We start from the raw sequence: 24,232 nt of genomic DNA on the forward strand, positions 1-24,232 counted from the left end.
TCTAAATTTATCCGCGGCGGCACCGCCGTACGCGTATCTGCGGCTTGCACTTGCCGTCTAGACCATTATGATCCGCAGGTCAGCCGATTTTTTTGCGATGCCTTCATGCCATCGCCTACTCTCGCAGGATCTCCTCATGGCGTATACAGTTGCTCTCACCGGCGGTATCGGTAGTGGCAAGTCGACCGTCGCCGACGCCTTCGCTCGCCTCGGCGTGCCGTTGGTCGATGCCGATGTCATCGCCCGCCAACTGGTCGCCCCAGGCAGCCCGGCGCTGGCACAGATCGTCGCCCATTTTGGCCCGGCACTCTTGCAAGCCGATGGTCATCTGGATCGAGCGGCGCTACGACGCATCGTCTTCGCCCATCCCGCCGAGAAGGCTTGGCTCGATGCTCTGCTGCATCCGCAGATCCAGGCAGAGACACGGCGTCAACTGACCCACATCACCGCCCCCTATGCATTGTGGGTGGTGCCGCTACTGGTGGAGAATCGACTCACGGCGCAGGCCGATCGCATTCTGGTGGTCGATCTCCCTGTCGAGCAGCAACTGACTCGCACCCAAGCGCGCGACGGTGTCAGTGCCGAACACGCGCAACGTATTTTGGCCGCCCAGGCCTCGCGGCAACAGCGGCTCGCCTGGGCCGATGATATTATTGATAACAGCGGGTCAGCCGAGGCGCTTATCCCGCAGGTCGCCGCGTTGCATCGCCACTATCTGGCGCTGGCACTGGCGGCCTCATCCCCGACAGGACCCAAGCATGAGTGACGTCACTCCGACCATACTGTTCGAACACCCGCTCAACGAGAAGATGCGTACCTGGTTACGCCTGGAGTTTCTGTTGCAGCAGCTGTTACCCAATCGTCCGCAAGGCGAAGCCGCTGCGGCATTGACCTTCTTCCGTACCCTGTCCGATCTGCTCGACGTGCTCGAACGCGGCGAAGTGCGTACCGATCTGCTCAAAGAGATGGAGCGCCAGCAGCGTAAGTTGATGCAGTGGTTTAATGTTCCGGGGGTCGATCAGGCGATGATCCATACCTTAAGCCAGCGTCTAAAACAGCAGGCGGCGACCTTGATGGCCGCACCGCGCATCGGCCAGGCGCTACGAGAAGATCGGCTGATCGCCCTAGTGCGCCAACGTCTGGGTATTCCGGGCGGCTGTTGTAGCTTCGACCTGCCGACGCTCTATCTGTGGCTGAAGCAAAGCCAAGCGGTGCGTGATGCCCAGATCGATCACTGGCTGACCTCGCTGGCACCGTTGAACGACAGCCTCAGCCTGGTACTGGATCTGCTGCGTAAGGCGGCAGCCTTCAAGCCGATGACCAGCCTACACGGCTTCTACCAAGACAATGCCGAGGGCGCGGATTTGCTGCGCATTCAGTTGCCTCTGGATCTCCAGGTTTACCCTCAGGTCTCCGGCCATAAGACCCGCTTCGCTATCCGCTTCCTTCCTTTGGACAGCGAGCAGGGGGTGGTGCCGGATCGCCTATCATTTAATCTGGCCTGCTGCTAAGCGGCGAGCTTCATGGAGTCATCAATGGAAAACGAAATCATCACCGTCGCCTGCCCGACTTGCGGCAAGTCGGTCATCTGGGGGGAACAAAGCCCCTTTCGCCCTTTCTGTAGCAAACGCTGCCAGTTGATCGATTTGGGCGAGTGGGCCAATGAAGAGAAGCGCATCGCTAGCGAGGCGGAGCATTCCGACAGCGAGGGCTGGAGCGAGGAGCCGGAGCGTTAAGGTAACCGCAGCCGCGTGCCCCCGCCCGCTGCCGCAACGGGGCGCTGGCTTACACACCGGGTTATCCTTGAGCGCGTAGGGCCTCAACGATCGCCCGGTTGGGCGCAGGAAAATCCGCGACACGCAGTGCCTGCTGGTCAACCCAACGCGTCTCCTGCCCCTCACGCCCGCCCGGCTCTCCTTGCCAGGCACTGACCAAGAAGAAATAGAGTTTCACCCGCCGCTCGCTAAAAGCATGCTCGACACACTGTAACAGGCGCACGCCATCGGCTTGCGGCACGATCCCGACCTCTTCAAACAACTCGCGCGCCAGTCCCTGTTCGGCGCTCTCCCCTGCCTCGATCTTGCCGCCGGGAAACTCCCATAAACCAGCAAGGTGACGGCCCGCCTGACGCCGGGCAATAAAAATCTGATGCTGTGCATTGCGGATGATCCCAACGGCGATCTGTAGTGTCTCAGTGTGACTCACGCATACGCTCCTCTCTTACGGTTCCCGAGATAAAAAACAGGGAAACGCAATGCGCTTCCCTGTCGGCGGTCATACGGCTCCGTTCATCGCGTTAGGCGGTGAGGCGGCCATGACACTGCTTATACTTCTTACCCGAGCCGCACGGGCACGGATCGTTACGCCCGATCTTGCGTTCGCCGGTCTGCGCGGCCATCGCCTGAGCGGCGGCACTCTGATCGTCCAGGTGGCTCAATTGCTGCTGGCGTGCCAGACGCTCGGCCTCTTCTCGACGCTGACGTTCCAGCGCCTCCACCTCTTCCGGCATCCGCACCTGCACCTTGCTCAGCACGCTGATCACCTCATACTTGAGGGACTCCAGCATGGCCGAGAACATAGCGAAGGATTCGCGCTTATACTCCTGCTTGGGATCTTTCTGCGCATAGCCGCGCAGGTGGATCCCTTGGCGCAGGTAGTCCATCGCCGCCAGATGCTCTTTCCACAACGAGTCTAGGGTTTGCAGCATGATCCCTTTCTCGAAGTTGCGCATCATATCGCTGCCGACCACCTCTTCTTTCTCTTGGTAGCGCTCAACGGCCATGTTGAGGATACGCTCACGCAGAGTTTCTTCATGCAGCTCCGGCTCCTTGTCCAGCCAATCGGCGATCGGCAGATCCAGATCGAAGTCCTTGCGCAGGCGCTCCTCCAGCCCCGGCACATCCCACATCTCCTCCAGCGACTGCGGCGGAATGTAGTTGTCGATCACCATCTTAAAGACATCTTCACGGATGCTGTTGATGGTATCGACCACATCGCCGCCGTCCAGCAATTCGTTACGCTGGGTATAGATGGCACGGCGTTGATCGTTCGCCACATCATCGTACTCCAGCAACTGCTTACGAATATCGAAGTTACGGCTTTCCACTTTGCGCTGAGCATTGGCGATAGCCTTCGTTACCCATGGGTGCTCGATGGCCTCGCCCGGCTTCATCCCCAACTTACGCATCATGTTAGCCACACGATCGGAGGCGAAGATACGCATCAGCGAGTCTTCCAGTGACAGATAGAAACGGGAAGAGCCCGCATCGCCCTGACGGCCAGAACGCCCACGCAACTGGTTATCGATACGGCGCGATTCGTGACGCTCGGTACCGATGATGTGCAACCCACCGGCGGCTAACACCGCATCGTGCCGCTCCTGCCATGCCGCCTTGATAGCGTCGATCTGCGCCTGGGTCGGTGCCTCCAGCTCGGCGACTTCAGCCTGCCAGCTTCCCCCCAGCATGATATCGGTACCACGACCGGCCATGTTGGTGGCGATGGTCACCGCCCCCGGCTGGCCGGCCTGAGCCACGATATCCGCCTCTTTGGCGTGGAACTTAGCGTTCAACACGTTATGGGCGATGCCGGCCTTCTTCAGCTCATGGGAGACAGTCTCCGACTTCTCGATCGAGACGGTCCCCACCAGTACTGGCTGCCCGTTGGCGGTGCGTTCGCGAATATCTTCGATGATCGCCGCGATCTTGTCCTGCTCGGTCATATAGACCAGATCCGGCAGATCCTTACGGATCATCGGGCGGTTGGTCGGCACCACGATGGTGTCCAACTTGTAGATCGAGCTGAATTCAAAGGCTTCGGTATCGGCGGTTCCCGTCATCCCCGCCAGCTTCTCATACAAACGGAAGTAATTCTGGAAGGTGATGGAAGCCAACGTCTGGTTCTCGTTCTGGATCTGCACACCTTCTTTGGCTTCCACCGCCTGATGCAAGCCATCGGACCAACGACGCCCCTGCATGGTACGCCCGGTATGCTCATCGACGATGATCACTTCGCCCTCTTTGACGATGTAGTCGACGTCGCGGGTAAACAGCGCGTGGGCGCGCAAGGCCGCCGTAACATGGTGCATCAACATGATGTTAGCCGGTGAGTACAGCGATTCACCTTCAGCCATGATCCCGGCGCCAGCCAGCAACTCTTCGATCAACACCAAACCGCGCTCCGTTAGGTTGACCTGACGGGTCTTTTCATCGACAGAATAGTGACCGTCGCCCTGGAAGGTATCGGAATCCTCCTTCTCCTGGCGCTTCAGGTGCGGGATCAGCTTGTCGACCTTGATATACAACTCGGAGCTGTCCTCGGCGGGGCCGGAGATGATCAGCGGGGTACGTGCCTCATCGATCAAGATGGAGTCCACCTCATCCACCAGCGCATAGTGCAGCTTACGTTGAACGCGCTCTTCCGGGCTGAACGCCATGTTATCGCGCAGGTAGTCAAAACCGTACTCGTTGTTGGTGCCGTAAGTGATGTCGGCGGCATAGGCGGCACGTTTGGCCGGCGCGGCCATCCCCGGCAGGTTGATGCCGACGCTCAGGCCGAGAAACTCGAACAACGGACGGTTATTTTCGGCGTCACGCTGTGCCAGGTAGTCGTTGACCGTCACCACATGCACCCCTTTACCGGTCAGGGCATTCAGGTAGGCCGGCAGGGTCGCGGTCAGGGTCTTACCTTCACCGGTACGCATCTCGGCGATGCAGCGCTCGTTCAACACCATGCCGCCCAGCAACTGCACATCGAAGTGGCGCATACCGAATACGCGCTTACTGGCCTCGCGCACGGTGGCGAAGGCCTCCGGTAGCAGGCTTTCCAGCGTGGCGCCTTGCGCCAAACGCTCACGAAACTCGGCGGTCTTGCCCTTGAGCTGCTCGTCGCTGAGTTGCTCCATCTCTGGCTCCATGCGATTGATCTGTTCGACCACTTTACGCATGCGACGCAGGGTACGATCGTTACGGCTGCCAAAAACCTTAGTCAATAATTTAATTAACATAATTATGTAATCTCTCATGGGCAGCATCGGCTGCCCGGGTCAAAATAGGACAAAAAGAAACGCAAGAAATTAAATTAGACGGCGACGCCGGGGCCTGCCCGGATCCCTTGGATACGGGCCAGCCAGAGCGCGGGAAGCGGCATCGTAGGCTGCACCGTATAACGGGGCAGCATCTGACGACGGGGCGGCGCATAACGTGGCGGTTGACGGGTCAGCAGCGAACTAAGCGATGAGAGCAATACCAGATGCTGACACTGCTGTTCGGGTGATAGGCTACGGAGCGCGATGCAAGGCGTGCTCAGTTGGCGAATGGCGATGCGCAGGGCGTATTGATGCCAGTAGTCGACGCCATGCCCCCGCCGCTTGCCGGAGAACAATTGCAGCGTAGCGTGGCTATGGTGTGCGGCGATCAGGCGCTGGAGCGTGATGGTCTGGGCCGAAGGGCGTGGCTGCTCGGCATTGGCCCATGACGGCACGCCAAGCGTCGCCGCCACCATCCCCCACAGGAGATGCGGCCAAAAATAACGTCTGCCAAACTGTCGCCAACGCTTTAGAATAGCAATCACATGCCGTACCGAATCAATAGCCCTATATAGCCGCGGAGCCGTATTTATGCGTGATAGTCGCCCACAATCCCTGGATACCCTGCTGGATGACAATGCCGCCGCCGACGGCATCCTCAAAAACGTTCAGCAACGCGCAGTGGCATTACTCCGACTCGATCGGGCAGTACAAGCCCTGTTGCCGACGCCGCTACAGCCGTTCTGCCGCGTCGCTAACTTTCGCCAGGGCGTTCTGGTGTTGGAAGTGGCTAACGCCAGTTGGCTGATGCGTCTACGCTATGAGCAGAGCCGCCTACTTTCCGCACTCAGGGCTGAGATTTTACCATCATTGTCATCGATCGACACCAGGATTAATCCCGACCTGATGCGCCAATGTGGGAAAAATGCACAATCGGACGCCACGCCATGCCAGGCGAAGGAACCCGAAACAGTGATGATGCGGACGTTGAGTACTGAGAGCGCGCAGCAGCTACGTTGGTTGGCGAGCCAAAGCCCGGAGGGATTACGCAAGAAATTGGAACGACTGGCTGCATTGGCCGGAGAGAGTACCGACGCAACCAGTCGCAATAAGAACCGCCGCTCCTGAGGGAAACCCGTCAGGCCAACACGGTGGACGGCGCGCGGAATGCCAACGGCATTTCCTCGCCATCTTCGAACGTCACCAGCTCCCAAGCCTCTTGCTTAGCCAGAACGGCTTGCAGCAAGCGGTTGTTCAGGGCATGGCCTGACTTGAATGCGGTGAAAGCACCGATGATGTTGTGCCCACACATGAACAGGTCACCGATGGCATCCAGCATTTTGTGACGCACGAACTCGTCTTCAAAACGCAGACCATCTTCATTCAAGACACGATAATCATCAACCACGATAGCGCAATCGAAGCTACCGCCCAGGCACAGACCACGCGACTGTAGATACTCGATGTCACGCATAAAACCAAAAGTTCGCGCTCGACTGATCTGACGCACGAACGAATCGGCGGAGAAGTCCAGACTGTAGCGCTGCGTGCTGGCATCGATGGCCGGATGGTTAAAGTCGATGGTGAAATCCAGGCTAAAACCATTATAAGGCGCCAGCTCGGCCCACTTATCACCGTCCTCGACCCGTACCGCCTGCTTGATGCGCAAGAACTTCTTGGCGCAGTTCAGCTCATCAATCCCGGCGTCTAGCAACAGGAAAACGAAAGGCGCGGCGCTGCCGTCCATAATGGGGATCTCTGCCGCATCGACCTCGATAACCAAGTTATCGATCCCCAGTCCAGCCAGGGCTGCGTTCAGATGTTCCACAGTGGAAATACGCACGTCATGCTCGTTAACCAGGCAAGTACAGAGCATGGTGTCACGTACCGATTTGGCATCGGCCGGGAAATCAACCGGAGGATTCAAGTCAGTGCGACGATAGATGACCCCGGTATTTGCTGCCGCCGGGCGCATGGTCAGCGTGACTTTCTTGCCGGTATGTAGCCCGACCCCGGTCGCCTGAACAATACGTTTTATGGTCCGTTGTTTGATCATCGTGTTATCTCGCAGTGTTTATCCGTCCAACCACCTCTAAATGATAATGACTATACATTAAAGGTGGCGAGACAGTTTAGCACAAAGAGCGGAGTTCCCCAATACTCAATCGGCCTGCTTACGCAGGAAGGCCGGAATATCCAGGTAATCGTCAGACTCTTTACCACTCGGCACGCTCTGATCGTTAACGACCTTCGCCGCAGCCGGCTTGCTCTCCTGCGGCAACGGCGACAAACCGTGCTGCTGGTAGCGCTGGTCGATCACCGGTTGTTGTCCCTGCTTATTGGACACCAAGGTGATCTCCGGACGCTTGTCCATGCCGATACCGGTCGCCACGACGGTTACGCGCAGCTCATCATTCATATCTGGATCAAGTGAGGTCCCGATCACCACCGTGGCGTTGTCCGAGGCGAAGGCGCGAATGGTATTACCCACGGTCTCAAACTCATCCAGACGCAAGTCAAAGCCGGCGGTGATGTTGACCAGTACGCCGCGCGCGCCTGACAGGTCGATATCTTCCAACAGCGGTGAAGAGATGGCCATCTCGGCCGCTTCTTCAGCACGATCTTCCCCGTTAGCCATACCGGATCCCATCATGGCGTAGCCCATCTCGGACATCACGGTACGTACGTCGGCAAAGTCGACGTTCATCAGCCCCGGACGGGTGATCAGCTCGGCGATACCCTGCACCGCACCTTTCAGCACATCGTTAGCCGCCCCGAACGCGTCCAGTAACGAGATGCCGCGCCCCAACACTTTGAGCAGCTTGTCGTTAGGAATGGTGATCAGCGAGTCAACGTGCTTGGACAGCTCGGCGATCCCCTGCTCAGCAAAGGCCATACGGCGTTTACCTTCGAAATTAAACGGCTTGGTGACCACGGCGACCGTCAGGATACCCAGCTCTTTCGCCACTTCCGCCACCACCGGTGCCGCACCGGTACCCGTACCGCCGCCCATACCGGCAGCGATGAAGACCATATCAGCGCCATCCAACGCTGAGCGCAGCGCTTCGCGATCCTCTTCCGCCGCGTTACGTCCGACTTCCGGATTGGCGCCCGCGCCCAGTCCTTTAGTAATACCGCTACCGATCTGGATAGTCTGGCCAACGGCCGTCTTACGCAGAGCCTGCGCATCGGTATTCACCGCAAAAAATTCAACACCTTCGATACGCTCACGTACCATGTGTTCAACGGCGTTACCACCGCCACCGCCGACGCCGATGACTTTAATCACCGCGTCATTGGTTAATTCCATTGGTTCAAACATAGTTTCTCTCCGTCTTGTGCCTGTCGCTGCGGAATCATTAACGCGTAGAATGATCCCTTTTTTCAAACATTAAAACTCTTTTCTCAACCAGCCATTGATTTTCTTAAACCAATTGCCAACTGAGGCACGCTTTTCGACTTCAGCCTCACCGCTCAGATGAGTCTCTTTGCCGTAATGTAACAACCCAACCGCCGTGGAATAGTACGGCGCCTGAGCGTAATCCGTCAGGCCCGTGATGTTCAACGGCTGCCCGATACGCACCTGGGTATGGAATACGCGCTGGGCGCATTCAGCCAATCCCTCGATCTGCGCGGCGCCACCGGTCAGCACAATCCCCGCCGCCAAGTGATGCTTCACGCCCTGTTGACGCAACTGCTCCTGTAACTGCAACAGCTCATCGTTCACCAGGTTCAACAACTCGGCATAACGCGGTTCGATCACCTCGGCCAATGTCTGACGCTGTAGGCTACGCGGCGGGCGTCCCCCCACACTCGGCACCTCGACACTTTCGTCTTTGCTTACCAGTGAGCCGAGAGCGCAGCCATAGCGCACCTTAATCGCCTCGGCATCCGTCGGGGGAGTACCGAAGGCATAGGCGATATCACTGGTTACCACGTTGCCCGCGTAAGGGATCACCTTAGTATGACGCAAGGCTCCGCCGGTATAGACCGCCATATCCATGGTGCCGCCGCCGATATCGACCACGCAGACCCCGAGCTCGCGCTCATCCTCGGTCAAGACCGCATAGCTGGAGGCCAGGCCGGCGAAAATCAGCTGATCGACCTTTAGCCCACAGCGCTCCACCGCCTTAACAATATTTTTCGCCATATCATTATGACAGGTAATCAGGTGGACCTTGGCTTGCATACGCACGCCAGACAGTCCCACCGGATTTTTAATTCCTTCCTGATAATCAATGGCGTATTCCTGCGGAATCACATGTAAAACGCGGTGTTCGTCGCGGACACGCACCGATTTTGCGGTATGCACCACGTTTTCCACGTCTTCCTGGGTGACCTCCTCCTCTGAGATCGGCACCATACCGATCTCGTTCTGGCAACTGATGTGCTTGCCGGAGAGCGCCAGATACACCGACGAGATCTGGCAATCGGCCATCAGCTCAGCCTGATCGATGGTACGCTGCACGCATTTTACCACCGACTCCAAATCGTTAACGCCGCCCTTATCCATGCCGCGTGATGGGCAACTGCCCACGCCGATAATATTGACCATGCCATCGGGCAGAACCTCCCCTACCAGCGCAGCGACTTTTGCCGTACCGATCTCCAGCCCAACTACCAGTTTTCTGTCCGTCGACTTGATCATTGTTGTTTAGCCTGTGCCTGATTCTGTTGCTGATTCTGTTGCTGATTCGCACCGGACGGCGGCGTATCGCTGTACGCCGGCGCCCAGCCTACCGCAGCGCCACTGTCATAACGCAGATCCACATAACTGATACGCTGATGCGTGGCCTCGGCCTGCTGTTGCAATGCCGGGTAAAGCTCCTCGAAGCGAGCCAAGCGACCGGCGACATCCTCGCGGCCCAACTCCAAGCGAATGTCGTCGGCCAACCCCAGTTGCCAGGAGTGACGCGCGCTCATCGCTACCATTTTCAGCGTAAAGTTATCTTTCGCCAGCGTCTTGCTCATCGCGCGATAACCTTCCAGGACATCCATTTCACTGCCCTCCGGCCCATACAACAACGGCAATGGCTGTTTGCCGGTTCTATCGGCCGGAACGCTGAATGACTTGCCCTCGTTATCCACCAACCGCAAGTCATTCCAACGCGCCACAGGGACATACTCCACCACGTGGATTTTCAGCTCATTCGGCCACTGCTTGCGCACGCTGGCCTGCTTGATCCACGGTAAACGCTCAATCTGCTGCTGGATCACATCCACATTCTGGGTCATGAAGGTCCCCGGTGGGCCCAGCGCCAGAATGGCCTGGCGAATATCATCGTTACGCGTAAAGTGACGCTCTCCGGTCACCACGAGCTTGGACATCGGCATCCGACTGGCATCTTTCATCCAGTTGACCACCATCCACCCTCCCGAGGCGATAGCCGCCAATACCAACAGCAGAAACACCATCCCAGCCAGACGCATCCCGTTGCTACGCCGCAGCGCGTTACGGCTACGGGGCGAGCCGCTCGGCTCACGCGAATTCAGGGCTGCCTGAGACATATCAATCCGCTAACTCCAAAATGCGTACCACCAATTGCGAGAAACTGATCCCGGCTTGACGCGCCGCCATCGGTACCAGACTGTGGCTGGTCATGCCCGGTGCTGTATTGACCTCCAGGAGGCAAAATTGACCGGACTCGTCCTGCATCACATCCACCCGGCCCCAGCCGCTACAGCCTAACGCCTGGTAGGCCCGCTTCACCAACGCCGCCAACGCCTGTTCCTGCTCGGCGCTCAAGCCGCTGGGGCAGAAGTATTCGGTCTTATCCGACAGGTACTTGGCCTCATAATCATAGAATTCCCCCGCCGCTTTGATACGGATCGACGGTAAAATTTCATCGCCGATAAACGCCACGGTATACTCCGGCCCCACCAGACACTTCTCGATCAGGATCTCGTCGTCGTGACGCAACGCCTCGACCAGCGCTGGGTCGAACTCGCACGGCTCGCTCACCTTGCTCATCCCTACGCTGGAGCCTTCGCGGCTTGGTTTGACGATCAGCGGCAGTCCGAGATCGTTGATCGCACGCAGTGTATCCATGGTCAGTCCTTCATCGAACTGCTCACGGCTGATCGCCACATAGGGAGCGACCGGCAGTCCCGCCGCCTGCCACACCTGTTTAGAGCGTAGCTTATCCATGGTTAATGCCGAGGCCATTACGCCACTACCGGTGTAAGGCAATTGCAAAAACTCCAGCACCCCCTGTAGGGTGCCGTCCTCGCCGCCACGTCCGTGCAACGCGATAAAGACGCGTGTAAAACCGGCGTCACGCAATTGTGTTGCAGGGAAGGCGCGCGTATCAACCGGATAAGCATCGATCCCGGCCTGTTTCAGACCATTCACTACTGCCTGGCCCGATTCGAGCGAGACCTCACGTTCTGCCGAGGTGCCGCCCAGCAATACCGCTACTTTTTCCGCCATCATCGCTTACTCCGTTGTCGAGGACGGTTGCAGGCGACATTCCGCCAACACACGCGCCACGCGGCCAATATTGCCGGCGCCCTGGGTCAGGATCAGATCGCCGTCTTGTAGGAACTGGGCTAACACCTGTGCCAGGGTTGCCGGCTCCGAGACCAGCACCGGATCCAGCTTGCCACGTCCACGAATGGTGCGGCACAGCGAACGGCTATCCGCCCCCGGGATCGGACTTTCTCCCGCCGGATAGACATCCAGCATCAGTAACACATCCACCTGCGACAGCACGTTGGCGAAGTCATCGTACAGATCACGAGTACGGGTAAAACGGTGTGGCTGGAACACCATCACCAAGCGCCGCTCCGGCCAACCGGCACGCGCCGCCTTGATGGTCGCCTCCACTTCGGTCGGATGATGGCCATAATCATCCACCAACATCACCTGTCCCGGCTGATTATTGACATGTTGTAGGCTGAACTCCCCCAGAAAATCGAAACGGCGCCCAGTGCCTTGGAACCCGCTCAGCGCCCGCAGGATCGCCTCATCATCGATGCCCTCTTCCATCGCCACGGCGGCGGCGGCGGCGGCGTTCAGCGCATTGTGGCGTCCCGGCGCATTTAGGGTCACCGCCAAACGTGGACGATCCTGGCGACAGAGGAAGAAGCTCCCCTGCGCCCCATGCTGGCGGTACTCCTCAATGCGAACATCCGCATCCTCGCTGAAGCCATAAGTCGTCACGTGACGTCCGACGCGCGGCAGCAACTCACGGATCACCGGATCATCGATACACAATACCGCTCGACCGTAGAAGGGCAGGTTGTGCAGGAAATTGATAAAGGTCTGTTTCAGATTTTCGAAGTCGCCATGATACGTATCCATATGGTCGGCTTCGATGTTGGTGACGATCGCCACCATCGGTTGCAGATGGAGGAAAGAGGCATCACTCTCATCGGCCTCGGCGATCAGATATCGGCTAGATCCGAGGCGCGCGTGTGTCCCCGCCGCTTTCACCAAACCGCCATTAACAAAGGTCGGATCCAGCCCCGCCTCAGCATAAATACTGGCCACCATCGCCGTGGTGGTGGTCTTACCGTGAGTACCGGCGATCGCGATACCGTGGCGGAAACGCATCAGCTCAGCCAACATCTCGGCACGGCGGATCACCGGAATGCGAGCCTCTCGGGCGGCAATGATTTCCGGATTGTCGGCGGCGATAGCGGTGGAGACCACCACCACGCTGGCATCACGCACATTCTCAGGGCGGTGATTAAAATAGATCTGCGCACCCAGTTCGCTCAGTTGTTGCGTCACCGCGTTCGGGGCCAGATCGGAACCGCTGATTTGGTATCCCTCGTTAGCCAGCACCTCCGCAATGCCCCCCATACCGGCGCCGCCGATACCGACAAAGTGTATGTGGCGAACACGCCCCATCTCGGGCACCATGGTACGCAGTTTGGCAAGCTGTTGAGTATTCACTGTCTTATTCACTGTAATCCATTTTGACTTTATCCGAGCCGGCTCGCCGTCCCGGTTGCGATTAACTAACGCGCCACGTCGCAGATCACCTGAGCGACTCGTTGGGTCGCATCGGTGATGGCGGCTGCCCGGGCCTTCTCGGCCATCAACAGCAACGTGGGACGATCCCAACCCGCCAACGTCTCCACCACCACATCGACGTTGAAATCGGGTTGCTCAATAATGCGAGCCGCACCGGCACGCGCCAAAGAGGCGGCATTCCAGTACTGCTGTCGATCTTTATGCATAAAAGGCACAAATAGCGCCGGCAAACCTGCGGCGGCAATTTCGCTCACCGTCAACGCGCCAGAGCGGCACACCACGACGTCGGCCCAGGCATACGCGGCCGCCATGTCGTCGATAAATTCAGTTACCCGATGCGCGTGCAAGCCCAATTGCTGATACGCCGCTTCGACCGTCTGCTGGGCGCCCTTGCCTGTCTGATGCCATAGGGTGACGCGATCCCCCAAACGAGCCGCCACCGCGGGCAAGGTCTGATTCAGGATGCGCGCGCCCTGGCTACCACCGACCACCAACACGCGGATCGGTCCGCTGCGTCCGGCTAGCCGCTGCGCTGGCGCCGGCAGCGCCAACACATCTTCACGCACCGGATTGCCGACCACCGGCGCAGCGGGGAAAGCACCAGGAAATGCCTGTAGCACACGCTTGGCGATCTTCGCCAACCACCGGTTGGTCAAACCGGCGATGCCATTCTGCTCATGCAACACCACCGGGATGCCACACAGCCAAGCGGCCAAACCTCCCGGCCCAGACACGTACCCCCCCATCCCCAAGACCGCATCAGGTCGATACGCCCGCATGATTCGACGCGCCTGCCATACCGCCCGCACGATGCGAAACGGTGCTCCGAGCAGGGCTTTTATGCCCTTGCCGCGTAGACCGGAGATACGAATAAAATCGATCTCAATGCCGTGCTGCGGAACTAACTGTGCCTCCATGCGATCCGCGGTGCCTAACCAGCGGATCTGCCATCCCTGAGCCTGTAAATAGTGCGCCACGGCCAAACCGGGAAAGACATGTCCCCCGGTTCCTCCCGCCATGACCATCAGGCGTTTTGCTCCTTGATGATTCGCCGCACCGCTCATCGTGACCCCTTAACGACCGCCTGGGCATTCGCCAGACGGGTCTCATAATCAATCCGTAACAAAAACACCAGCGCCGTCGACATAATAATCAGGCTGGAGCCACCGTAGCTGATCAACGGCAACGTCAGCCCTTTGGTCGGCAACATGCCCGCCGCCGCCCCAACGTTAACCAACGCCTGAAAGCTAAACCAGATCCCGATAGCGCACGCCAGAAAACCGGAGAAACGCTGGTCGGCCTCTAATGCACGACGTCCGATAGACATCGCGCGAAAAGCGACGAAGAATACCATTAACAAGGTAAGAACCACACCGAAATAGCCGAGCTCTTCACCGAGAATGGAGAAAATAAAGTCGGTGTGCGCCTCGGGCAAGTACTCCAACTTCTGCACCGAGTTACCCAGCCCCTGCCCCCAAAACTCACCGCGCCCAAAGGCCATCAGTGACTGGGTAAGCTGATAACCACTGCCAAAGGGATCGGCCCAGGGATTCCAGAAGGAGGTTACGCGCCGCATACGGTAGGGTTCTGCGATGATCAACAGGATCACCGCAAAAATCCCTGAGCCGATGATCGCCAGAAACTGCCACAGCTTCGCACCAGCAAGAAACAGCAACCCCAGCGTGGTGACGAACAGGACCACCACCGTGCCGAGATCCGGCTGCGCCAGCAGTAGCACGGCTAATACCACCATCACTCCCATCGGCTTACAGAAGCCCCAGAAGTTGTTACGTACCTCGTCAACCTTACGCACCAAATAACTGGCGAGGTAACAGAACAACGACAACTTGGAGAACTCCGCAGGCTGGATACGCAACGGCCCCAAGGCGATCCAACGCGAGGCGCCGTTGACCGAGCTACCCACCACCAGCACCACTAGTAACATCACCAACGACAACAGCAGCATGGCATTGCTCCAACGCTGCCAAAACGCCATCGGCACCCGTAACGTCACCATGGCGAGGCCGAAAGCCAAGGTCAGATAGAGGGCGTCACGCTTAGCGAACAGGAACGGATCATCGGCCAAACGCTGCCCGATGGGCATCGAGGCTGATGTCACCATGATGAACCCCATCGCCGCCAAGCCAAAGGTGAGCCAAAGCAAGGTGCGATCATACAATACCGCTCCAGCATTATCCGACTCTCTGACGCCCATCACCCAGTCGTGCAGGCGAGCTACCCCGCCGATCAACGGCAGGGAAAGACGCGGCAGACGCGGACGAGGTAGCGCGAGACGCAAACGCATCAGCCAAACTCCCTTGCCAGGCGGGCGAACTCATCGCCGCGCTGCTCAAAGTTTTTAAACTGATCCAGACTGGCGCAGGCCGGCGAGAGCAAGACCATATCGCCAGCACGCACCTGCGGCGCAATAGCGCGCATCGCCTGCTCCATGGTCTCGAAACGCAAAGAGACCTCGGGACGTAGTTGCATCAACGGCGCAGCGTCACGGCCAAAGCAGTACAGGCGGATACGCTCGCCCTGCAAATAGGGTAACAACGGGGTAAAATCCGCCGCCTTGCCATCGCCGCCCAGCAACAGGTGCAAGGTACCGTTTAGATGCAACCCCTTCAGCGCCGCCTCGGTGCTGCCGACATTGGTCGCCTTGGAGTCGTTGATCCAACGCACCCCGTTATGATCAAGCACCAGTTGGAAACGGTGCGCCAGCCCACGGAAGGTGGTCAATGCCTTCAAGCTTGATGCCCGCGGCAGACCAACGGCGTCGGCCAACGCCAACGCCGCTAGGGCGTTGGTATAATTATGCATCCCTGTTAACTGCATCTCGCTGGTATTCAGGATCTTTTCGCCACGCACCCGTAACCAGATCTCCCCCTGTTGGCGATTGAGGTGGTAATCGCCCACATCGACGCCAAAGCTAACGCAGCGCGCGTCAGCACCGTGAATCGGCATCGTCAGGGCATCGTCGGCATTGACCACGCAAGCGCGGGCCTGCTCATAGATCCGCAGCTTGGCGGCGCGGTATTGCTGCAACCCCAAGGGATAGCGATTCATATGGTCTTCGCTAACATTCAGGATGGTGGCCGCCGCGGCCTTCAGGCTCTGGGTGGTCTCCAACTGGAAGCTGGAGAGCTCAAGGACATACAGGCGGCACTCGTGTTTCAGTAGCGTCAAGGCCGGCACGCCGATATTGCCACCCACCCCGACCTGCCAGCCAGCCGCCCGCGCCATCTCGCCAACCAGCGTCGTCACGGTACTTTTACCGTTAGAACCGGTGATGGCGACGATTGGCGCCTGCGCCTCGCGGCAAAATAGCTCGATATCACCGACGATCTCGATACCGGCCTGCGCCGCCTGATCCAACGCCGGCGACGAAAGCGCGATCCCCGGGCTGGCGACAATCAGATCGGCGGTCATCAGCCAGGACTGCTCGATACCGCCCAGATGACGCTCGACGCTCGCAGGCAACTTGTCCAGCCCCGGCGGCGTCGGACGGGTATCGATCACCCGCGGCACGACGCCGCGTTCGATAAAGAAATCGACACAAGACAGACCGGTCAAACCCAGCCCGATGATAACGACCTTCTTACCCTGATAGTCAGCCATATTAACGTACCTTCAAGGTTGCCAGTCCAATCAGCACTAGCATCAGCGAAATGATCCAGAAACGCACGATTACACGCGGCTCCGGCCAGCCTTTCAGTTCATAGTGGTGATGGATCGGGGCCATACGGAAAATACGTTGGCCGCGTAGTTTAAAACTGCCCACCTGCAAGATCACCGACAGGGTTTCCATCACGAATACCCCTCCCATGATCACCAGCAAAAACTCCTGGCGCAGCAACACGGCGATAGTTCCCAACGCGCCGCCCAGCGCCAGCGAACCGACATCGCCCATGAAGACTTGGGCCGGATAAGTATTGAACCACAGGAACCCTAACCCGGCCCCAACGATGGCGGTACACACAATCACCAGTTCGCCGGCGTAGCGAATATAAGGAATATGAAGGTAAGCGGCGAAGTTAACGTTACCCGTCGCCCACGCAACCAGCCCCATACCCGCGGCGACAAAGACTGTCGGCATGATGGCCAGGCCATCTAGGCCATCCGTCAGGTTGACGGCGTTACTGGTACCGACGATGACAAAGTAGCTCAGCAGGATATACAACAGCCCCAACTGCGGCATGATGTCTTTAAAGAACGGCACCACCAGTTGGGTCGCAGGCGTGTCTTTCCCGATGCTGTACATGGTGAAAGCCACGACCAGAGCGATCACCGATTGCCAGAAATACTTCCAACGGGCGATCAGCCCATCGGTATTCTTGCGTACGACCTTGCGATAGTCATCGACAAAACCGACCACGCCATAACCCAGTAGTACGAACAACACGCACCAGACATAGGGATTAGAAGGATAGGCCCACATCAATACCGAGATGGTAATCGAGGTCAGGATCATCAGGCCCCCCATGGTCGGGGTACCGCGCTTACTGAAATGCGACTCCGGCCCGTCGTTACGCACTACCTGGCCGATCTGTAATTTCTGTAACCAGGCGATCAGATGCGGGCCCATCCATAACGAAATGAACAGTGCGGTCAGCAAGCTGACGATGGCTCGAAACGTCAAATAGGAAAAGACGTTAAAGCCCGAGAAATATTTGACCAAATGCTCGGCCAGCCAGACTAACATGATTGATTCTCCTGCATTTCCTGCACAGATACGCCTCGTACTACCTGCTCCATTGCGGCACTACGTGAACCTTTAACTAAGATGGTGATCGCCGCATGCTCGCATAACAGGTGTTTCAGGCGCTCAATCACGGCCCCTTGATCCATGTAATGTTCGCCACAACCACTGGCCTCGCCGATCAGCCGGCTTAACCCGCCGACACTCAGCACCTTATCGATACCCGCCGCACGGGCCGCCTCGCCGACACGGCGGTGGCACGCCTCGGCCTCCGCGCCCAGTTCGGCCATATCGCCGACCACCATCACCCGGTAGCCGGGCATGCTGCCCAACACCTCGGCGGCGGCACTCATCGAGCCGACGTTAGCGTTATAGCTGTCATCCAACAGCAGTTGCTGCTCACCCAGTCGGATCGGATACAACCGTCCCGGTACCGCCTGTAACCCCGCCAGCCCTTGACGTACCTGCGTCAGCGAGGCGCCGACCGACATGGTCAGTGCCGCCGCCGCCAACGCATTGGCGATGTTATGTCGCCCTGGCAATGGCAGCGTTACGGCAATTTGTCCCTCAGGGGTATGCAGAACAAAATGGGTGCCATCCACCGCGCTACGCACCTCGCTGGCGTAGAAGTCGACGTCGTCTCCCCCTTGCGGCGAGAAGCGCCATACGCGCTGCGTGGTCAGCGTCTGGCGCCAATTATCCCAGTCGTTGCTGTCGGCATTGAGGATCGCCGTTCCCTGCGCGGGCAGGGTGGTAAAGATTTCGCCCTTGGCGCGCGCGACCCCGGCCAGAGAACCGAATCCCTCCAGATGGGCCGCCGCCAGGTTATTAACGAGTGCGCTATGTGGGCGAGTCAGCGCCACACTGTAAGCGATCTCGCCGACATGGTTAGCGCCCAGTTCAATCACCGCAAAGTCGTGCTGCGGCTCAAGGCGCAGCAGTGTCAGCGGCACACCGATATCATTGTTCAGGTTACCGGCGGTGTATAACACCGTGCCACACTGCGCCAGGATCGCCGCGCTCATCTCCTTGACGGAGGTCTTGCCCGACGAACCGGTCAACGCGACGACGCGCGCCGGCACTTGGCTACGCACCCAAGCGCCCAGTTGACCCAGCGCCAGACGCGTATCCGCCACTACCAATTGTGGCAACGCAAGCGGCAGGCGACGGTTGACCAGCAATGCGCCAGCCCCGCCCTCGCCAGCGCGGGCGGCAAAATCGTGACCATCAAAATGCTCGCCCTGTAAGGCGATGAACAGGCAACCCGGCGTCAGCTTGCGCGTATCCGTCGTCACCGCCGTGATCGGGGCATCGTCCCCGTATAGCGTCGCATCGAGGACGTCGGCGAGGGTGCGCAATGTCGTCGCGATCATGCTACCACCCCCAACAGACGCGCCACCGTTACCCGATCGGAGTAATCCAGGCGACGGTTACCGACCAGTTGGTAATCCTCATGCCCCTTGCCCGCCACTAGGATCACATCTTGTGGCGCGGCCTGCATGATGGCGGCGGTTACCGCCTCGGCACGCCCCGGAATAGCCTGCACGCTCCCCGGATCCAGCATGCCGCTCAGAATATCGTTGATGATACTACGCGGCTCCTCGCTACGCGGGTTATCGTCGGTGACCACCACACGATCGGCATACTGCTCGGCGATGGCGCCCATCAGCGGGCGTTTCCCCGTGTCGCGATCACCGCCACAGCCAAACAGGCACCACAACTGCCCCTGGCAGTGCAGGCGCGCGGCCAACAGTGCTTTTTCCAACGCGTCCGGCGTATGGGCATAATCGACCACCACCGTCGGTTTGCCAGCGGCCTGGAATACCTCCATGCGGCCGCAGACTGGTTGTAGCTGGCCAGAGACGGCGCTCAGCGCCGCCAACGGGTAACCGAGCGCCAGCAATGTCGCCAGCGCCACCAGTAGGTTGCTAACGTTGAATTCGCCCATCAGGCGACTGTGCAAGGTCGCACTTCCCCAACTGGAGTCGATGTCGATAGTGGCCCCACCGTCATGGTAAGTGACGCTACGCGCGGCGAGCCAACGTCCCGGCCAGTCCTGCGGCAAGGCATCGGTCAGGGTGACAGCAACCGCATCGGGTAGCTTGGCCAGCCAACGCCGGCCGACCTCGTCGTCAGCATTGATGATCTTCTCGCCGCTGTGATGGGTCGAAAACAGGCGCCATTTCGCCTGCTCGTACTGCGCCATATCGCCGTGATAATCCAGATGATCGCGGCTTAGATTGGTAAACACCGACGCGGCGAAAGGCAACGCTAACACCCGGTTTTGTACCAGACCGTGCGAGGAGACCTCCATCGCCACTAACGTCGCCCCGGCATCGGCCAGGTTACGCAGCCTATGCTGTACCTCAACGGCGGAGCCGGTGGTGTTCTCGCTGGGATAAACCTGTCCCAGCAGGCCGTTACCGACCGTCCCCATCACCGCCCCTCGCGCGCCCAACAGCTGTGCCCACTGCGCTAATAGTTGGGTGGTAGTGGTTTTTCCGTTGGTCCCCGTTACCCCGATCAGTTGCACGTCGTCGCCCGGTTGGCAATAAAAACGCCCAGCCAGCGCCGACAGACGCTCATTGAGGCGGCTGAGATAGACGACCGGAACCCCGTGCTGCTCACGCACGCACCCATCTTCGGCCACCCCATCGGCCTCAGCAATGATGGCGGCTACGCCCTGTGCAATGGCCTGCGGGATGAAACGGCGCCCGTCTGCCGCATGACCGACCACGGCCACGAACAGATCGCCGGCCGCCGCCACGCGGCTGTCCAATGTCATTTCCCGCAAAGCGCGCTCCGGGGCCTGTTCCACCCAAGGAGCCAAAAGCGCGCGTAAATTACGATCTGCCACCTGAACCCTCTTTTTTGTTGTTCACCAATTCGCTCTTATCACCCGTGGGCAACGCATCCGGCTCAACGTTCATGGTGCGCAGTACACCGCCCATGATGGCGCCAAAGACCGGCGCGGATACCGCACCACCGTAATATTTCCCCGCCTGTGGATCGTTGATCACCACAACCAGAGCAAATTGGGGATTGCTGGCAGGCGCAATGCCTGCCGTATAGGCGATGTATTTATTCACATAGCGCCCGTCGGGCCCAACCTTCTTGGCCGTACCGGTCTTTACGGCGACCCGGTAGCCTTTCACTGCCGCCTTGACGCCGCCCCCTCCGGGCAGCGCAACGCTTTCCATCATGTGTACCACGCTACGTACCAGCGCGGCGGGGAAAACCCGCTCGCCTGGCACTGGCGGATCCACCTTGGTGATCGACAGAGGGCGATAGATACCCAAGCTGCCGATGGTTGCATAGACACGTGCTAACTGTAACGGCGTTACCATCAGCCCATATCCGAAAGAAAAGGTGGCCCTCTCTATGTCAGACCACCGTTGTTTATTTGGGTATATGCCACTGCTCTCCCCGACCAACCCCAAATTGGTCGGTTTTCCGAACCCGAAGCCGGAGTAAGTCTCCACCAGCGCCGAGGACGGCATCGCTAACGCCAGCTTAGAAACGCCGACGTTACTCGACTTCTGTAAAATCCCGGTAATAGACAGCTCTGCATAACGCGCCACATCTTTAATTTCATGGCCGTTGACATAATACGGTAGCGTATTGAGCACGCTGTTCTCACGCACAATGCCTCGTTGTAACGCGGTCATCACCACCATCGGTTTGACGGTCGACCCCGGCTCGAAAATATCGGTAATCGCACGGTTACGCATTGCCTCTTGCGGTGTATCGGCCAGGTTGTTGGGGTTATAGGACGGGCTATTCGCCATCGCCAATACCTCACCGGTGTTAACGTCCACTAACACCGCCGTCCCCGACTCGGCCTTGTTAAACGCCACTGCATTGGTCAACTCGCGGTATACCAAGGCTTGCAAACGCTCATCGATACTCAGCGACAGATTATGGGCCGCCTGGCTATCTACCGAGGAAACATCCTCGATCACACGACCGAAACGATCCTTACGCACCGTGCGTTCGCCCGGCTGCCCGGTCAGCCAGCGATCGAAGCTCTTCTCGACACCTTCGATTCCCTGACCGTCGATGTTGGTCACACCAATGATGTGGGCGGTCACTTGCCCTGCTGGATAATAGCGGCGCGACTCCTGCTTCAGGTAGATCCCCGGCAGACGGAGCTTATGAATATATTCACCCATCGCAGGATTGACTTGGCGCGCCAAATAGACGAAACGTCCGCGCGGGTTGGCATTGATACGGGCAGACATTTTGTCCAACGGCATATCCAACGCATCAGCCAATGCCTGCCAACGGGTATCCAACGTGATTCCGCCGTGAGCGTTGACTTCCTTGGGATCGGCCCAAATGGCGTTGACCGGTACGCTGACCGCCAACGGACGCCCGGCACGATCCTTGATCATGCCGCGGGCCGTCGGGATCGCTTGAGTACGCAAAGAACGCGCATCGCCCTCTCGCACCAAATGCTCGGGACTGATGACCTGGAGATAGGCCGCCCGTGCCAGCAGCCCCAGCAATGCCAAGAGAATACAGCCGCATAACAACGCAAAACGCCAGCTCACAAAGCTGGCTTGCTCCTCCTGACGCCGTATCTTTCGTACCGCTTTCATTTATTCCTTAATCACCTGATCGCCATAATCCAGCTAATTCACTGTTGAACAACAATATTTTCCTGAGACGGATCGACATGTTGCATATGCAGTTTTTCCGTGGCGATGCGCTCAACCCGGCTATGGTCGCCCAGCGCATTCTCCTCCAAAATCAGGTTACGCCATTCGATATCTAGCGCATCCCGCTCTAGCACCAACTGCTCGCGCTCAGCAGTCAGCAGGCGCGTCTTATGCGTGGTCGTCACCACCAACAGCGCCGACACTAACACCGCCACAAACAGCAGTACGGGTAACTTGCCGTGACGTAATAAGTCGCCGCCGATGATAGAGATCAGCGAATGGCGCTCGTTACCGATCATCGGGCGATCCTTTCCGCCACACGCAACACCGAGCTACGTGCGCGCGGGTTTTCAGCCACTTCCTGTTCACCCGGCATGCGTTTACCCAACGCCTTCAATTGTGGGCCGCCTTGCGCCTGTAACTGTGCTTCGGTCAATGGCAACCCCTTCGGTACCTGCGGCCCTCGGCTATACTGGCGCATGAAGCGTTTTACCAGACGATCTTCCAACGAATGGAAGCTGATCACCGACAGGCGTCCCGCCGGCGCTAAGACCGTCAGGGCCCCTTCCAGCGCTCGTTCGATCTCATCCAGTTCGCTGTTGATATAGATGCGGATCGCCTGGAAGCTGCGCGTCGCCGGATGCTTATGTTTCTCTTTAAACGGGCTGGCCTCGCTAATTAACGCCGCCAGCTCACGCGTGCGCGTCAGCGGTGCCTCCGTCCGGTTACGCTCGACGATGGCACGGGCGATACGCTTGGCAAAACGCTCCTCGCCGAAGGTCTTCAACACCCAAGCGATATCCTCCTCTTCCGCCTGCATCAGCCAGTCGGCGGCGGAAAGACCGCGTGAGGGATCCATGCGCATATCCAACGGCCCGTCACGCATAAAAGAGAAACCACGCTCCGGATCGTCGAGTTGCGGCGAGGAGACGCCCAGATCGAGCAGGATGCCATCGATGCGGCCCACCAAGCCGAGCTCCTCGACATACTCCGCCAGTGCCGAAAAGGGACCGTGGACGATGGAGAAACGCGCATCATTAATCTGAGCAGCGGCAGCGATGGCCTGCGGATCGCGGTCGATGGCGATGAGGCGCCCTTCCGCCCCCAATTGGGAGAGAATAAGACGCGAATGACCACCACGACCAAAGGTGCCATCAATGTAGATACCGTCACTGCGCAGATTAAGGCCTGCTACCGCCTCATCAAGCAACACGGTCTTGTGTTGAAAATTTTCCGACATGACTATAACGACAAATCCTGTAAGCGCTCGGAGAGGATCTCCGTTGCGGACTGTTCCGCTTCAATATCGTCCCTGACTTGTTGATACCAGGTCTCTTCATCCCACAGCTCAAATTTATTGAACTGGCCCACCAGCATCACTTGTTTTTGCAGCCCAGCATGTTGCCGCAGCGTGCCGGCGATCAACAGTCGCCCGGCACCATCCATCTGACATTCACTGGCATGACCCAGCAATAGACGCTGCACGCGACGCTCAGCGGGGTTCATACTCGACAGACGGGATAACTTCTGTTCAATCACTTCCCACTGTGGCAGGGGGTAAAGCAGGAGGCAGGGGTGATGGAGATCGATGGTGCAAACCATATGACCTTGCGCCTCGTCGATCAGCAGGTCTCGGTAGCGGGTTGGCACCGCCAGACGTCCCTTACTGTCGAGATTGATGGTTGTTGCACCTCGAAACATGCTGGAGTAACTCCTCGCCGCCCCATATCACCACTTTATCCCACAAATTCCCACGTTAAGAAGTTTACGGAGGGGAGGAAAACCTTGTCAAGCCAGAGCGGGCGCGGTTTGGCAATATTTTTGTCAACACTTCTTTTAAACAAAATAGGCAAGAAAAATCC

Annotated in this window: 23 protein-coding genes; 4 read left to right on the plus strand and 19 right to left on the minus strand. The window is 58.5% G+C overall.

Features of this window, described 5'->3' with window-relative positions; genetic code table 11:
* Positions 1–136: 136 nt before the first annotated feature.
* Genes coaE through yacG form a run of 3 tightly spaced genes read left to right on the plus strand, consistent with a single transcriptional unit; the run spans position 137 to position 1,736 of the window.
* The gene (coaE, locus tag EHO01S_RS11230; RefSeq protein WP_024524037.1) at positions 137–766 is read left to right on the plus strand and encodes a dephospho-CoA kinase; all 630 of its coding nucleotides are present in this window, start codon (positions 137–139) and stop codon (positions 764–766) included.
* Positions 759–1,511, plus strand: coding sequence for a cell division protein ZapD (gene zapD, locus EHO01S_RS11235; RefSeq protein WP_024524038.1), 753 nt, complete (start codon positions 759–761; stop codon positions 1,509–1,511). Before coaE ends, zapD begins: the two co-directional genes overlap by 8 nt.
* A 24-nt stretch (positions 1,512–1,535) precedes the next feature.
* Positions 1,536–1,736 (plus strand): DNA gyrase inhibitor YacG, encoded by a 201-nt coding sequence (gene yacG, locus EHO01S_RS11240; protein WP_024524039.1) that lies wholly within the window; start codon positions 1,536–1,538, stop codon positions 1,734–1,736.
* A gap of 61 nt (positions 1,737–1,797) precedes the next feature.
* Here yacG and mutT read toward each other — a convergent pair whose 3' ends face one another.
* The 3 genes from mutT to secM all read right to left on the minus strand — a co-directional run bounded on the left by mutT (position 1,798) and on the right by secM (position 5,571).
* Positions 1,798–2,205: an 8-oxo-dGTP diphosphatase MutT gene (mutT, locus tag EHO01S_RS11245; protein WP_024524040.1), complete on the minus strand. Its 408-nt coding sequence runs from the start codon at positions 2,203–2,205 to the stop codon at positions 1,798–1,800.
* A gap of 91 nt (positions 2,206–2,296) precedes the next feature.
* Positions 2,297–5,005 carry a preprotein translocase subunit SecA gene (secA, locus tag EHO01S_RS11250; protein WP_024524041.1) on the minus strand — a complete coding sequence of 903 codons (2,709 nt, stop codon included), beginning with the start codon at positions 5,003–5,005 and terminating at the stop codon, positions 2,297–2,299.
* Positions 5,006–5,079: 74 nt separating this feature from the next.
* Entirely contained in the window at positions 5,080–5,571 is a 492-nt protein-coding gene (gene secM / locus EHO01S_RS11255) for a secA translation cis-regulator SecM (protein WP_024524042.1), read from the minus strand.
* Between the two features lie 46 nt (positions 5,572–5,617).
* Here secM and EHO01S_RS11260 point away from each other — a divergent pair, with 46 nt between their 5' ends.
* Positions 5,618–6,154 carry a DUF721 domain-containing protein gene (locus EHO01S_RS11260; protein ID WP_024524043.1) on the plus strand — a complete coding sequence of 179 codons (537 nt, stop codon included), beginning with the start codon at positions 5,618–5,620 and terminating at the stop codon, positions 6,152–6,154.
* Positions 6,155–6,164: 10 nt separating this feature from the next.
* On the opposite strand, the gene lpxC is transcribed toward EHO01S_RS11260, so the two are convergent.
* The 16 genes from lpxC to mraZ all read right to left on the minus strand — a co-directional run bounded on the left by lpxC (position 6,165) and on the right by mraZ (position 24,071).
* The gene (gene lpxC / locus EHO01S_RS11265) at positions 6,165–7,082 is read right to left on the minus strand and encodes a UDP-3-O-acyl-N-acetylglucosamine deacetylase (RefSeq protein ID WP_024524044.1); all 918 of its coding nucleotides are present in this window, start codon (positions 7,080–7,082) and stop codon (positions 6,165–6,167) included.
* Positions 7,083–7,187: 105 nt separating this feature from the next.
* A complete protein-coding gene (ftsZ, locus tag EHO01S_RS11270; RefSeq protein WP_024524045.1) occupies positions 7,188–8,348 on the minus strand; it encodes a cell division protein FtsZ in 1,161 nt (386 codons plus the stop codon).
* A gap of 69 nt (positions 8,349–8,417) precedes the next feature.
* On the minus strand, positions 8,418–9,674 hold the full coding sequence (ftsA, locus tag EHO01S_RS11275) for a cell division protein FtsA (RefSeq protein WP_024524046.1): 1,257 nt from the start codon (positions 9,672–9,674) through the stop codon (positions 8,418–8,420).
* A complete protein-coding gene (ftsQ, locus tag EHO01S_RS11280) occupies positions 9,671–10,534 on the minus strand; it encodes a cell division protein FtsQ (RefSeq protein ID WP_024524047.1) in 864 nt (287 codons plus the stop codon). The genes ftsA and ftsQ overlap by 4 nt, the downstream gene beginning before the upstream one ends.
* 1 nt (position 10,535) lies before the next feature.
* Positions 10,536–11,456, minus strand: a complete 921-nt coding sequence (locus EHO01S_RS11285) for a D-alanine--D-alanine ligase (protein ID WP_024524048.1) — start codon at positions 11,454–11,456, stop codon at positions 10,536–10,538.
* 6 nt (positions 11,457–11,462) lie between these two features.
* Complete coding sequence (gene murC / locus EHO01S_RS11290) at positions 11,463–12,926, minus strand: UDP-N-acetylmuramate--L-alanine ligase (RefSeq protein WP_024524049.1); 1,464 nt, start codon at positions 12,924–12,926, stop codon at positions 11,463–11,465.
* 65 nt (positions 12,927–12,991) lie between these two features.
* On the minus strand, positions 12,992–14,071 hold the full coding sequence (gene murG / locus EHO01S_RS11295; protein WP_024524050.1) for an undecaprenyldiphospho-muramoylpentapeptide beta-N-acetylglucosaminyltransferase: 1,080 nt from the start codon (positions 14,069–14,071) through the stop codon (positions 12,992–12,994).
* Entirely contained in the window at positions 14,068–15,312 is a 1,245-nt protein-coding gene (gene ftsW / locus EHO01S_RS11300; RefSeq protein ID WP_024524051.1) for a cell division protein FtsW, read from the minus strand. The genes murG and ftsW overlap by 4 nt, the downstream gene beginning before the upstream one ends.
* Complete coding sequence (gene murD / locus EHO01S_RS11305) at positions 15,312–16,628, minus strand: UDP-N-acetylmuramoyl-L-alanine--D-glutamate ligase (RefSeq protein WP_024524052.1); 1,317 nt, start codon at positions 16,626–16,628, stop codon at positions 15,312–15,314. The genes ftsW and murD overlap by 1 nt, the downstream gene beginning before the upstream one ends.
* Before the next feature lies 1 nt (position 16,629).
* Positions 16,630–17,712, minus strand: a complete 1,083-nt coding sequence (gene mraY / locus EHO01S_RS11310; protein ID WP_024524053.1) for a phospho-N-acetylmuramoyl-pentapeptide-transferase — start codon at positions 17,710–17,712, stop codon at positions 16,630–16,632.
* Positions 17,706–19,082 (minus strand): UDP-N-acetylmuramoyl-tripeptide--D-alanyl-D-alanine ligase, encoded by a 1,377-nt coding sequence (murF, locus tag EHO01S_RS11315; RefSeq protein WP_024524054.1) that lies wholly within the window; start codon positions 19,080–19,082, stop codon positions 17,706–17,708. Before murF ends, mraY begins: the two co-directional genes overlap by 7 nt.
* The gene (gene murE, locus EHO01S_RS11320) at positions 19,079–20,566 is read right to left on the minus strand and encodes a UDP-N-acetylmuramoyl-L-alanyl-D-glutamate--2,6-diaminopimelate ligase (RefSeq protein ID WP_024524055.1); all 1,488 of its coding nucleotides are present in this window, start codon (positions 20,564–20,566) and stop codon (positions 19,079–19,081) included. The genes murF and murE overlap by 4 nt, the downstream gene beginning before the upstream one ends.
* Entirely contained in the window at positions 20,553–22,310 is a 1,758-nt protein-coding gene (locus tag EHO01S_RS11325; RefSeq protein WP_024524056.1) for a peptidoglycan glycosyltransferase FtsI, read from the minus strand. Before EHO01S_RS11325 ends, murE begins: the two co-directional genes overlap by 14 nt.
* A 38-nt stretch (positions 22,311–22,348) precedes the next feature.
* On the minus strand, positions 22,349–22,669 hold the full coding sequence (gene ftsL / locus EHO01S_RS11330) for a cell division protein FtsL (RefSeq protein WP_024524057.1): 321 nt from the start codon (positions 22,667–22,669) through the stop codon (positions 22,349–22,351).
* On the minus strand, positions 22,666–23,610 hold the full coding sequence (gene rsmH, locus EHO01S_RS11335) for a 16S rRNA (cytosine(1402)-N(4))-methyltransferase RsmH (protein WP_024524058.1): 945 nt from the start codon (positions 23,608–23,610) through the stop codon (positions 22,666–22,668). The genes ftsL and rsmH overlap by 4 nt, the downstream gene beginning before the upstream one ends.
* 2 nt (positions 23,611–23,612) lie before the next feature.
* Positions 23,613–24,071 (minus strand): division/cell wall cluster transcriptional repressor MraZ, encoded by a 459-nt coding sequence (mraZ, locus tag EHO01S_RS11340; RefSeq protein ID WP_024524059.1) that lies wholly within the window; start codon positions 24,069–24,071, stop codon positions 23,613–23,615.
* Positions 24,072–24,232: the final 161 nt, after the last annotated feature.

This window comes from Edwardsiella hoshinae NBRC 105699 = ATCC 33379 (assembly GCF_000474215.1).
GTDB lineage: Bacteria > Pseudomonadota > Gammaproteobacteria > Enterobacterales > Enterobacteriaceae > Edwardsiella > Edwardsiella hoshinae.

Bases quoted from the DNA above. Each gene is read 5' to 3' on its own strand.
- yacG (WP_024524039.1), top strand. From the start codon at position 1,536: ATGGAAAACGAAATCATCACCGTCGCCTGCCCGACTTGCGGCAAGTCG.
- mraZ (WP_024524059.1), bottom strand. From the start codon at position 24,071: ATGTTTCGAGGTGCAACAACCATCAATCTCGACAGTAAGGGACGTCTG.
- coaE (WP_024524037.1), top strand. From the start codon at position 137: ATGGCGTATACAGTTGCTCTCACCGGCGGTATCGGTAGTGGCAAGTCG.
- murF (WP_024524054.1), bottom strand. From the start codon at position 19,082: ATGATCGCGACGACATTGCGCACCCTCGCCGACGTCCTCGATGCGACG.
- ftsZ (WP_024524045.1), bottom strand. From the start codon at position 8,348: ATGTTTGAACCAATGGAATTAACCAATGACGCGGTGATTAAAGTCATC.
- ftsW (WP_024524051.1), bottom strand. From the start codon at position 15,312: ATGCGTTTGCGTCTCGCGCTACCTCGTCCGCGTCTGCCGCGTCTTTCC.
- EHO01S_RS11285 (WP_024524048.1), bottom strand. From the start codon at position 11,456: ATGGCGGAAAAAGTAGCGGTATTGCTGGGCGGCACCTCGGCAGAACGT.
- rsmH (WP_024524058.1), bottom strand. From the start codon at position 23,610: ATGTCGGAAAATTTTCAACACAAGACCGTGTTGCTTGATGAGGCGGTA.
- murD (WP_024524052.1), bottom strand. From the start codon at position 16,628: ATGGCTGACTATCAGGGTAAGAAGGTCGTTATCATCGGGCTGGGTTTG.
- mraY (WP_024524053.1), bottom strand. From the start codon at position 17,712: ATGTTAGTCTGGCTGGCCGAGCATTTGGTCAAATATTTCTCGGGCTTT.
- murG (WP_024524050.1), bottom strand. From the start codon at position 14,071: ATGAGCGGTGCGGCGAATCATCAAGGAGCAAAACGCCTGATGGTCATG.
- EHO01S_RS11325 (WP_024524056.1), bottom strand. From the start codon at position 22,310: ATGAAAGCGGTACGAAAGATACGGCGTCAGGAGGAGCAAGCCAGCTTT.
- ftsA (WP_024524046.1), bottom strand. From the start codon at position 9,674: ATGATCAAGTCGACGGACAGAAAACTGGTAGTTGGGCTGGAGATCGGT.
- zapD (WP_024524038.1), top strand. From the start codon at position 759: ATGAGTGACGTCACTCCGACCATACTGTTCGAACACCCGCTCAACGAG.
- secA (WP_024524041.1), bottom strand. From the start codon at position 5,005: ATGTTAATTAAATTATTGACTAAGGTTTTTGGCAGCCGTAACGATCGT.
- ftsQ (WP_024524047.1), bottom strand. From the start codon at position 10,534: ATGTCTCAGGCAGCCCTGAATTCGCGTGAGCCGAGCGGCTCGCCCCGT.
- lpxC (WP_024524044.1), bottom strand. From the start codon at position 7,082: ATGATCAAACAACGGACCATAAAACGTATTGTTCAGGCGACCGGGGTC.
- EHO01S_RS11260 (WP_024524043.1), top strand. From the start codon at position 5,618: ATGCGTGATAGTCGCCCACAATCCCTGGATACCCTGCTGGATGACAAT.
- ftsL (WP_024524057.1), bottom strand. From the start codon at position 22,669: ATGATCGGTAACGAGCGCCATTCGCTGATCTCTATCATCGGCGGCGAC.